Source organism: Nostoc foliaceum FACHB-393 (assembly GCF_014698505.1).
Lineage (GTDB): Bacteria > Cyanobacteriota > Cyanobacteriia > Cyanobacteriales > Nostocaceae > Nostoc > Nostoc foliaceum_A.
In genome coordinates, this window is record NZ_JACJTD010000009.1 from 167,759 (window position 1) to 178,586 (window position 10,828).

Here is a 10,828-nt window from a genome sequence, read left to right on the forward strand (position 1 = left end):
GGTGCGTTAGCGACAGCGTAACGCACCATTCTTAAGGCTTTGGTGCGTTACGGCTTACGCCTAACACACCCTACAAATACTTAGATTTTTTCAGAAATCAAATATGATTCCTATATAAGCAATATTTATTACGACTTATTACGACAACTAAGTAGTTTTACGAGATAACATCCAAGTATCCTGTTGATATTGCCTCGGATTTGAAAGTCCCATAACCGGGACTTTATGAAGGACAGAATACAGTAGGGGAAACGCACCTTATTTCCTAATAAAAACAAATGAGCATCTCAAAATTATCTAGATAATCACAAGACTTGATGATTTGATAAAGAAAATAAATCAACCATGCCCAAAATGATTGATAAATTAGATTATTACAAACTAAATACTCATTAAAATTATTTAGTTTGACTATGACTGCAAATATGCCAATTCTAACTGATAGTAAAACCTTGAATGTGTCAAGCAAAATATCCCCATCAAAAGGCGGCTTTTCTGGCCGTTCTTCAGATGAACGATGGCAGGATTTGCAGACCAATATAGTATGTTTAGGCATAAGTTCAAGGTGTATTAACTAAATATTTAAATAAATCATCAATAACGGCATTTATCGCTAGAACATCAAAAGCATACCAATGATCAGAATCGACAAAATAAACCCGATTTTGTTGAACCACCTTCAGCTTTTGCCACAAAGGAGATTTCTGCAACTTTTCCAAATTTTTTTTAGCATCTCCATCTTTGTAAGAAAGGAACAAAACATCACCATCAATTTCAGATAAATTCTCGTAAGAAATGTTACTTCTTGTGAAAAAATCTCCGCTTTGTCCAGGTGGGCGTTGTAGCCCAATGTCACTCAAAAGTCTACCAGTAGGATGTTTGCTTCCATACGTGAATATTCCATAAGTTTGATCTACTGTGGCAACTGATACTTGTATCTGAAGACGGCGATTCTCTTTTGGAGAGGCTACGCCAACGCCCAAAGCTTGTTTAAGTTGTTCAATTCGCTGCCAATAGTCCTTAATTAACTGTTTACCCTCCTGTTCTTTATCGAGAATCTTGGCCATATCTTCTAAAGTTTTCTGCCAAGAAGCAGGTGGAGATGGATGATTTAATGCAACTGTGGGGGCAATATTGGTTAGCTGCGTGTAAATATTCTGCAACCGAGTATTTGACAAAATTAAATCGGGTTTCAGTAGCAGGAGTCTTTCTAAATTTGGCTCAAATCCAATATTTTCAACTCCGTCTGCTTTGTCTCCCAAATGTTTTGGGAAAGGTTCACCTGGAATCCATACAGATGCAATGGGTTTAATACCCAATGCTAAAGCAGTACGAAAAGTACCTCCCCACAGAGTCACAACTCGCTGAGGATTCTGTGGAATGCACGTTTTACCCGTTGCGTGTTGTACAATTCCGCAATTTTCTGTTAGCTGTTTTGAGTTTGTAACATTGTGGTTAATATTTAAACTACAACCTAAAGTGAGTGTAAAGGTCAAGACTCCCAATAATAAATAAGTCAGGTGACGTAAAGGTATTTTCATGAACGCCTACTTTACACAATAAAAAAGTGAATGTTCTACGCTTCTATCCCTCAGGATGAAGCGTAGAATATCAGGGGATTTGCTCAAAACTGCCAGGAAATTGTGCCCTGTATGGTCAGGGGATCGCCGGGTATAATCCGATTTATATTTTGTGCAGAGACAAAATAATCAGTGTCAAACAAATTCTTAATATTGATCGCAGCCCGGTAATTGTCCCGCTTGTAATAAATAGCTGCATCTGTGCGTACATAACTAGGTAACTCAGCCGTGTTGGCTAAGTTGGCTTGTCGATCGCCGTAGTAAAAGGCTCCTAAACCGAAGCCTAATCCTTTTAAACTGCCAGATTGAATTTCATAAGTTGTCCATAGATTGAGTGCGTGTCTGGGCACATTATTCAGTTGATTACCCACTGGCAATGTATTGTCTCTTGTGATTTCTGCATCAGTGTAAGCATAACCAGCAATGATGTTCCACCCTGGTAAGATTTCGCCAGAAATATCAAACTCAATCCCACGACTGCGCTGTTCACCAACTTGAATAGTTCGTTGTGGATTATTTGGATCTGTGGTTGAGAGATTGGTGCGAGTCAAATCATAAAATGCCAAGGTTGTAGCTAATCGGTCAGTCAAATCTGCTTTCACCCCGATTTCATACTGCGTTCCTCGCTCCGGTTCGGGCAGAGCTGGACCGAATAGATCTACCGCCTGATTGAATGAACGGCTATAGCTAGCGTAGAGTGAGATCGGTTTAATGGGCTGGTAAACAATGCCAAGACGAGGGCTAAAAGCTTCTGTCTGCTTAAAGTCATTTGTTTGGGCAATTAAATCCTTAGCCTCTTGATTGGCAATATCAAAGCGTCCACCCAAAAGTAGTTTGAAGTTTTCTGCTAGGGTAATTTGATCTTGAAGGTAAAAGCCTAATTGTTGCGCTCTATTTTTAATATTAAAATCTGGAACACTAGCTTCTGTAGCAGTTCCATACACAGGATTGAAAACATCGAGAGGAGTAGTGTCATTGAAAAGAGCGTCGGAATTAGTGTCTGTTCTGCTCAGGTTAAATCCAGCGACTAGCTCATGCTTAATACTACCTGTTGCAAACTTGCCGACTACATAGTTGTCTAGATTATAAACATTTTCATCGTAGTCAAAATCCTCAACGCCTCTTTCTAATGTACGCAAATCATCTTGTAATCCGTAAGAAAACACAAGATTTCGTCTGAGGCGAAACAAAGAAGTCTGAAAAACGCTCCGCGCTTGCCAGTTATCGCTAAAGCGATGTTCAAAATTATAGCCAATCCGAAATGCACTATTAGAGGCATCATTAAGATTAGGCTCACTCACAGAACGATTACGAGGAATTCTGCCATTGGGGTTAGGCAGAACGCTTCCCTGTGCGGGTATCCCAAAATCATAGGGGCCCTCTGCAAGAGAATAGCTTGCTTCTAGAGTCAGCTTTGTTCTGTCACTAATTTGCCAGCTTAAAGTAGGTGCAATTAAATATTGTTGTTGGTCAAAGAAATCAACAAAGCTTTCGTTTGTTCTAGCAGAAGCATTCAGGCGATACAACACCGTTTTACTGTCATTCAACGGGCCAGATAAATCAATTGCACCGCTATAGGTATTGTAGTTACCAACAGAAGTTTCCACGGAGTAGAACGGATCGCTTAATGGTTGCTTCGTGACTAAGTTGACCTTGCCACCTAGTCCGCCTTGACCGAATAGAACCGAAGCGGGTCCTTTAAGGACTTCAACCCGCTCAATATTTGAGCCAAACCCGATATTACTGATTGAACGGTCTTGTATCCCATTGAGTAGAGTCTCTCCAAAAGCATCAAAGCCCCTAATTTTGATGACATTGAGAGGATCGCGGGGGCTTCTACTTCCTACCACTACACCCGGCGCATTTTTTAACACGTCTGTTAAGCGAGTTGCTTGCTGGTCTTTAATGACCTGTTGCGGTATGACCTGAATCGACTGGGGAATATCACGCAACGGTGTGTCGGTTCTTGTGGCAGATAAGGTATTGGGAACACGATACCCATCCTGTTCAGCCGTCACCACTAACTCAATCGGTTCATCACTTTCTGCCGATGGTGTTTCCTGCGATGTTTCACTCGTTGGCTGCTCAGGTTCAGGCTGTTGTGGTGGCTGCATTGCAGTTGTAGCAGGTGTCAAACCAATAATCAGCCCTTCGTCCCCATCAAACAACTCCACAACTGGCACACCTGCTTCACCCGCCACTGTCACTCGGATAGTATTGGCATCCAGATTTGTGACAGTTATCTCAGCAATTCCTGTAACTGGTTTTTGGGAACGGAATATGAAACCATCACCATTGGGTAAACGCAATTGAGCATTAGGAATATCAGCGATAAAGTTATTCTCAGCACTGCGATTAGTGATTTGCAGTTTTTCTCCCTGAGTTGTTTGTAAAATCACCTCCACGCCTTTATCTGTGGGATTAGCCTGCACTGCCGTCACTTGTATAACTGGTGTTGACGATTGGGAAAGCAAACCTTTAATATTAGAAGCTGGAAATTTAACCTCACTTAATTGGGGAATATCTGTAGTTAATTTTTGGTTATCTGATTCAACTTGAGCCGCAACAGGCACACTAACAGCAAAATTGAAAATATATCCTATTAAGCTGGGTACTAGCCATAAATTTTGTTTGTGCAGAAATATCCAACCGTTCATTTTGCTCATCACACCACAGTTACTAAAATTCAAATAAAAATCTGACTTATTGCATATAGTTTTTAATTGCAATAAGGCATAGTGTAGAGAAGCAATAGGTTTAGAGTCTATTCCAAAACGGCATTACAGTCGCAAAACGGCATTACGAAGCTAAAATATTTCTCTTTCCTGATAAACATTCTCTAGGTGTAATGCCAAATTTTCTTTTAAAAGCAGCAGCAAAGTGTCCTTGCTGGGAATAACCGCTTAAATTGGCAACTTCCGCAACACTCAACTTCCCATCTCGTAAAAGTTGTTCTGCTTGTTCCATACGGATACTGGAGAGATAACCAAACACCGTTGTGCTAAACAATTCTTGGAATCCACGCCTCAAAGTGCGATCGCTCACTCCAACAATCTGCGACAATTCCAGCAATGACGGTGGATTCTCGAACCTAGAGCGTAAAATTTCCCTAGCCAGATGAATCCGGGCTATGGTATCTGGCTTTAGTCGTGGCGATCGCTGTAGTTGATTCTGAGTAGATAATATAGGAGCTAACTGTAACGCCATTAGTTCCATTACCTTCGCTTGTAAATACATCCGCTTTGTCATTCCCTGAAAAGGACAATTGATAATTTGTTGTGCGATTCCCTGAATAGCCGTTGTAGTTTGTGGGTAAAGCAAAGTTTGCCAATCGTTACCCTTTGCCAACAAATGCAACTGCTGAGGAATTTCGCCTGTTTCATTGGGGAAAAAAGTTGCCAGCAAGTCAGGAGGCATATGAATGTCAACGCCTACACGTCGAGATTTTGTGCATTCTGAAAGCATTTGGCGTTGAACTCCGCTACCCGAAATACAGGTATACCCTTCCCCTAACTGTCCACCATATTCGTCTATGACTTTGCCAGAAAGGTAGACGCAAAATTGCAGTGGGTGATCCCATTCAGGGATTTTCATTAACACATCATCGTGATATTCACAATCCCAAATCGTCAGCCAGAGTTCTGGATGCACCTCAATATCCCGTAGATAGCCTTTACCCAGTTGCTTGGGTATTTCACTGATGATTTCAAATGGCTCTTTTTCTGGTGTTTGGTAGCTATTTTGGTTAGCTTCCGCCCACAGTTCCCAATTCTCTTTCATCGTCAGGGTGATTGTCATGAATGGCATAATTATTGATAATAACTATCAATAATTTTACCGCTATTTTCCCAGCAATTCTCAATACGAGAATAATTATTGTTATCATTCAAGGCTATGCAAAATTTCACGTTTTAGATATGGTTCTTGTATCTCTTTAATTCGTAAGCGTAGGGAATTTTTTGAATCAGCCAGGGATTCTTGATGAAATAGTGCTTTATTTTCGGTCAATTCTAAAAGATTTTCCTGATAAACGAACAAGTAAAAACAAGCATTATCAAATGAGTGACGCAGCCAGGTGTAGGGGCACGGCAGTGCCGTGCCCCTACTCAAAGCCCCTCATTTCTGGCTCATCAAAAATCAAAGTCCTGGTAATTCCAAAGTAATACCCTTGATACCAGAGTTTGTTGTGCCTCAAGATGGACACAAAAAGCAAGATTGTGAAAATGCGCCGACAAAGCGTTGGATTGAGAAATATGGTTTACAGTATGCATCTGTTGGTATTACGGTCTTAGGGTATGATTTTTATTGCCATCAACGGTTATGTGAATTACTCTTACAATAAAAGCTAAATTTCATTCTGGTGTGCCAGCCAAAATCTCATACAACACTCTATGAATGGATAGAAGGAATGCCTCTTGATACATTCAGTATCAAACATTGGAAAGGCAAAGTTTATGAGATTCATAACTACCGCTACGTCAATCAAATTCCCTTAATAGATGGGGAAGATGCCTTATTGGTCAACTGGTGTGAGTTAACTATTACTCGTGATGATGGCACTCTAATTTACAAAAATAACTTTGCCACAAATCATCAAATTACTGAGATTAACGTTGAGGCAATTGTATCGGCTGGTCGCACCAGATGGAAAGTGAAAAACGAAGATAACAATACACTGAAGACCAAGGGTTATAACTTAGAACACAACTTTGGACATGGGGAAAACCATTTATCTTCCCTATTAGCGCTCTTTAATACTCTGGCATTTCTGTTTCATACTCTACTTGAACTTACTTCGGTAAAATACCAATTTATTCGCCAGAATTTACCAAAGTGCAAGACCTTTTTTGATGATTTACGAGCTATCTCTACTTTGATTCCTGGGACAATCTACTCGACTTTATGATCCACGGTTTGGAATTAGACTTTCATCCCAACACAAGCTGAAAAGCAGAAAAATCTAGGTGAGGAGTAAATTGAAATCATTTTCTCCTTATTCTTAAATCTTAAAATAAAGCTGTGCTGTAATAATTACAATATTTACTTTTAATAATTTATCTACAAATTACTAGTGATTATGTTAATGTCTTTATTTGATAATCGCACTTAGATATGAGATATCAAGTAGGGGGGAGTCTCCGCAGTGACGACCCCACATACGTTACCCGTCACGCAGATAAACAACTCTATGCCAGCTTGAAAGCTGGCAATTTCTGTTATGTCTTCAACTCTCGTCAGATGGGCAAGTCATCCTTACTACAGCGCACAAGCTATCGGCTTAAGGAAGAAGGGCATAGCTGTGTTTACTTAGATATGACTCGCTTGGGTATTGAAGATACTACACCAGATAAATGGTACAAGGGCATTGTTATCAGCTTATTCTATAGCTTAAATTTAGGGTCAAAAATTGACTTTCAGCGTTGGTGGGAAATGCAAGCAGGCATTTCCTCGGTGCAAAAACTACAGCTATTTGTTGAAGATATCTTATTACCAAATCTAAAAAGTGATTCTTTCCTAAACGGCAAAGCCAAACGCATTTTCATCTTTATTGATGAGATTGATAGCTTGCTGAGTTTAAATTTCCCAATTAACGATTTTTTTGCTTGGATTCGTCAGTGCTATAACCTACGACCACATAACCCAAGCTTTGAATGTTTGGGATTTGCACTATTTGGTGTAGCAAGTCCCTCTGACTTGATTGCTGATAAACGCCGCACGCCCTTTAACCTTGGTAAAGCAATTGAGTTACAGGGCTTTGAACTGCATGAAGCCACGCCCTTGCTTCTAGGATTAGAAGAAGTAGTCAGTCAACCACAAGCAATACTGCAAGAGGTTATTTATTGGACAGGCGGACAACCCTTTCTGACACAAAAACTCTGTGACTTAATTACTCAAGTAACCTTTGAAACTGCCACAGGAATGATTACCCTATCTCCAGGTACAGAAGCATTGTGGGTAGAGCAATTAGTGCGATCGCAGATTATTCAAAATTGGCAGTCACAAGACGAACCCGAGCATTTGCGTACTATTCGCGATCGCCTCTTATTTGACGAACAACAGGCAGGGCGGTTGTTGGGTATTTATCAACAGGTATTGCAAGCAGAAGAGGATCTTGAGCGAGAGAGCGGGGGAGAAGAGTTTTCCCCTTTGCCCCTTCATTCTGTTCCGAGTGATGATAGTCGAGAACAAACACAACTGTTGTTGTCCGGTTTAGTAGAAAGACACAACGGCTTTCTCAAAATTAAAAATCCTATCTATCGAAATGTTTTTAATGCGCAATGGGTGTTAAGACAACTAGATAATCTCCGTCCCTACTCGCAAACGTTTAACGCTTGGGTGGCATCGGGTTACAAAGATGAATCGCGTCTGTTGCGAGGACAAGCTTTAAAAGATACTCAAAATTGGGCACAAGGCAAGAGTCTGAGTGATTTGGATTATCAATTTTTAGCCGCAAGTGCGGAATGCGACAGGCGTGAAGTACAAATGGCATTAGAGGCATCACGGCTTCAAGAAGTAGAAGCAAGACTCATACAAGAGAAAAAAACGGCTTTAGAGATAGAAGCAAGACTAGCACAAGAGAAAAAAACAGCTTTATTACAGAGATATCTACTAGTTGCAGTAACTATTGGATTGTTCGTTTCCAGTAATTTGGGAATAGGAACTTTCATTTTGTATCATCAGACTCGCAAAAGTGAAACTATTGCCAAAAACAGTGAAATTCGAGCACTTGTATCTTCTTCTGTGGGATTGTTTGCCTCAAATCGCAGATTGGATGCACTTATAGAAGCAATCAAAGCAAAAAAAGGACTGCAAAAATTAGATAAATCAAATACAAATCTTGCACCTCAAGTGGAGAATGCACTGCAACAAGCAGTTTATGGTGCAGATGAGTACAACCGTTTTTCGGGGCATACCGCAGCTGTAATGGCTGTAGATATTAGCCCTGACAGTTCTCTGGTTGCTTCAGCCAGTATGGATAGAACAATCAAACTTTGGCGACGTGATGGCCAAGAAATTGCTACTCTCAAAGGTCATCAGGGAGCAGTTAAATCAGTTAAATTTAGTCCTGACGGTTATATACTTGCATCAGGGAGTGAGGATGGTTCTATTATACTTTGGCAGCGCGATCCCAAAGACGCATCGTGGCGCATTTATAAGACGTTCCAAGCTCATACAGCTTCAGTTTGGGGAATTGCATTTAGTCGGGATGGTCAAACTATTGCCTCTGCAAGTTGGGATACAAAGGTAAAAGTCTGGCAGCGAGATGGTCAACTGCTAAGAACATTTCAAAATTACACAAAAGGATTTCGGGAAGTTGCTTTTAGTCCTGACGGCCAGACCATTGCTGCTGGGAGTTTTGACGGGACAGTAAAACTCTGGAGACGAGACACATCAGGCTGGCAGAACGCCAAAACTCTACAACCTCTCCAAGGTCATACATCTTGGGTTCTGGGCGTAGCTTTTAGTCCTGACGGCAAGATCATTGTTTCGGTGAGTGAAGATACAACTGTCAAACTTTGGCAGCGAGACAGCACACATGGCAGTTATCGTCTTTATAAAACACTCAAAGGTCATAGTGCGGGAGTTTCGGGAGTCGCGTTTAGTCCCAATGGTCAGACTATTGCCTCCGCTAGTCTCGACAAAACTATAAAACTTTGGGACATTGATGGCATAGAACAGAGAACCTTCAGAGGACATAGTGCATCTGTTTGGGGAGCTACTTTCAGTCCTGACGGCAGCTTTATAGCTTCGGCAGGTGCAGAAAACTTTGTGAGACTTTGGCAGAGTGAAAATTCATTCCAAAAGAGTATCGTAGCCCATAAAGGAGGGATTTGGTCAATAGCGATCGCCTCCGACAGTTCCACCATCGCCACAGCCAGCCACGAAAATACTGTGAAATTTTGGAGTCTTCAAGGCAAATTACAGAAAACTTTGACCCAAAAAAGCTCAGTCTCCCAGGTTTCTTTCAGTGACGATAACAAGTTAATAGCTCTTCCTAGTGAAGATGATACTGTACAACTCAAGCGGCGAGATGGTACGTTAATTGCTAGTTACAAAAACCCTGATGGCAAAATCACCGGAGCGTTATTAAGTCCCGATGGTCGAGCGATCGCCATACCTAATGCTGACAATAATGTTCGGATATGGCGTGTAGGTCAACCTACGCTACAGATTCTCAAAGGGCATCAATCCGAAATATGGGAAGTTGCATTTAGCCCTGACAGTCAACTGATTGCTTCTGCTAGTGAGGATGGTACTGTTAAACTATGGACGCTAAAAGGTAAGTTACTCAGCACATTTGTCGGACATTCGGCGGCAGTATGGACAGTCGCCTTTAGTCCTGACGGTAAGATGGTTGCTTCTGGAAGTGGCGACAATACCATTAAGCTGTGGACACTTGAAGGCAAGTTGCTGCAAACATTCATTGGTCACACAGCTGCAATTTGGGGGATAGCTTTTAGTCCCGACGGTAAAAGGCTTGCTTCTGGAAGTGGAGATGGAACCGTCAAGCTTTGGAAACTTGATGGTACGGAAATAACGACCCTTAGAGGACATACCGCAGCGATTAGGCAAATTGCTATCAGTCCCGATGGAAGTGTTCTAGCTTCAGGAGGTGATGATAACACGCTCATTCTTTGGAATTTGCCCCAAATTCTCAAGCTAGATGCATTGACTTATGGTTGCAAGTTGGTACAGGATTATCTGAAAACTAACACAGCAGTTGAGAATCGCGAAACTCCTGCACAGTTGCTGCGCGATCGCTCACTCTGCTAGGGGAAACGCACCTTATTTCCTAATAAAAACAAATGAGCATCTCAAAATTATCTAGATAATCACAAGACTTGATGACTTGATAAAGAAAATAAATCAACCATGCCCAAAATGATAAATTAGATTATTATATAGCGGTTCCCACTCAGATGCGGTACAACATTATATCGCCAGGTGTAGGGGCACTGCCCATACGTGTCAACTTAAGGTGAAACCCATCCTAGAAGCAGCTTTTAGATATTGTCTCGTTGCCTTGTTCCCAGTCTCCGACTGGGAATGCTGTCCTAGGGGCTGCCGCCTCCTTTGCTGGCGGCTCTGCCGCTTTTGAGTTGCATTTCCAGCCTCTTGCTATTGGTGACAACTTAAGGCGATGGTCAAAATGTCAAGCAGGATATGGAGATAAGTTCAAAGTGGGTTGTTGTCGGGATTTGGGTTGAGATTTAACAATGCCCAAATCTCGATTTTTGGGAGAAGTA

At 41.4% G+C, this 10,828-nt stretch carries 6 protein-coding genes; 3 read left to right on the top strand and 3 right to left on the bottom strand.

Features of this window, described 5'->3' with window-relative positions; translation table 11 throughout:
• Positions 1 to 560: 560 nt before the first annotated feature.
• The 3 genes from H6G92_RS10730 to H6G92_RS10740 all read right to left on the bottom strand — a co-directional run bounded on the left by H6G92_RS10730 (position 561) and on the right by H6G92_RS10740 (position 5,378).
• Positions 561 to 1,541: an iron-siderophore ABC transporter substrate-binding protein gene (locus H6G92_RS10730; protein WP_190893610.1), complete on the bottom strand. Its 981-nt coding sequence runs from the start codon at positions 1,539 to 1,541 to the stop codon at positions 561 to 563.
• Between the two features lie 83 nt (positions 1,542 to 1,624).
• Complete coding sequence (locus H6G92_RS10735) at positions 1,625 to 4,246, bottom strand: TonB-dependent siderophore receptor (protein WP_190893612.1); 2,622 nt, start codon at positions 4,244 to 4,246, stop codon at positions 1,625 to 1,627.
• Between the two features lie 133 nt (positions 4,247 to 4,379).
• Positions 4,380 to 5,378, bottom strand: a complete 999-nt coding sequence (locus H6G92_RS10740) for a helix-turn-helix transcriptional regulator (protein ID WP_190893635.1) — start codon at positions 5,376 to 5,378, stop codon at positions 4,380 to 4,382.
• Positions 5,379 to 5,676: 298 nt separating this feature from the next.
• On the opposite strand from H6G92_RS10740, the gene H6G92_RS39325 reads away from it, so the two are divergent.
• The 3 genes from H6G92_RS39325 (at position 5,677) to H6G92_RS10750 (ending at position 10,355) form a co-directional block, all read left to right on the top strand.
• Complete coding sequence (locus tag H6G92_RS39325; RefSeq protein ID WP_242059086.1) at positions 5,677 to 5,922, top strand: hypothetical protein; 246 nt, start codon at positions 5,677 to 5,679, stop codon at positions 5,920 to 5,922.
• A 66-nt stretch (positions 5,923 to 5,988) separates the two neighbouring features.
• Positions 5,989 to 6,486 carry a hypothetical protein gene (locus H6G92_RS39330; RefSeq protein WP_242059087.1) on the top strand — a complete coding sequence of 166 codons (498 nt, stop codon included), beginning with the start codon at positions 5,989 to 5,991 and terminating at the stop codon, positions 6,484 to 6,486.
• Positions 6,487 to 6,692: 206 nt separating this feature from the next.
• A complete protein-coding gene (locus tag H6G92_RS10750) occupies positions 6,693 to 10,355 on the top strand; it encodes a WD40 domain-containing protein (protein WP_190893615.1) in 3,663 nt (1,220 codons plus the stop codon).
• The last annotated feature ends 473 nt before the right edge of the window (positions 10,356 to 10,828 follow it).

Coding starts and splice junctions, on each gene's coding strand:
- H6G92_RS39330 (WP_242059087.1), top strand. CDS start 5,989: ATGCCTCTTGATACATTCAGTATCAAACATTGGAAAGGCAAAGTTTAT.
- H6G92_RS10730 (WP_190893610.1), bottom strand. CDS start 1,541: ATGAAAATACCTTTACGTCACCTGACTTATTTATTATTGGGAGTCTTG.
- H6G92_RS10740 (WP_190893635.1), bottom strand. CDS start 5,378: ATGACAATCACCCTGACGATGAAAGAGAATTGGGAACTGTGGGCGGAA.
- H6G92_RS10750 (WP_190893615.1), top strand. CDS start 6,693: ATGAGATATCAAGTAGGGGGGAGTCTCCGCAGTGACGACCCCACATAC.
- H6G92_RS10735 (WP_190893612.1), bottom strand. CDS start 4,246: ATGAGCAAAATGAACGGTTGGATATTTCTGCACAAACAAAATTTATGG.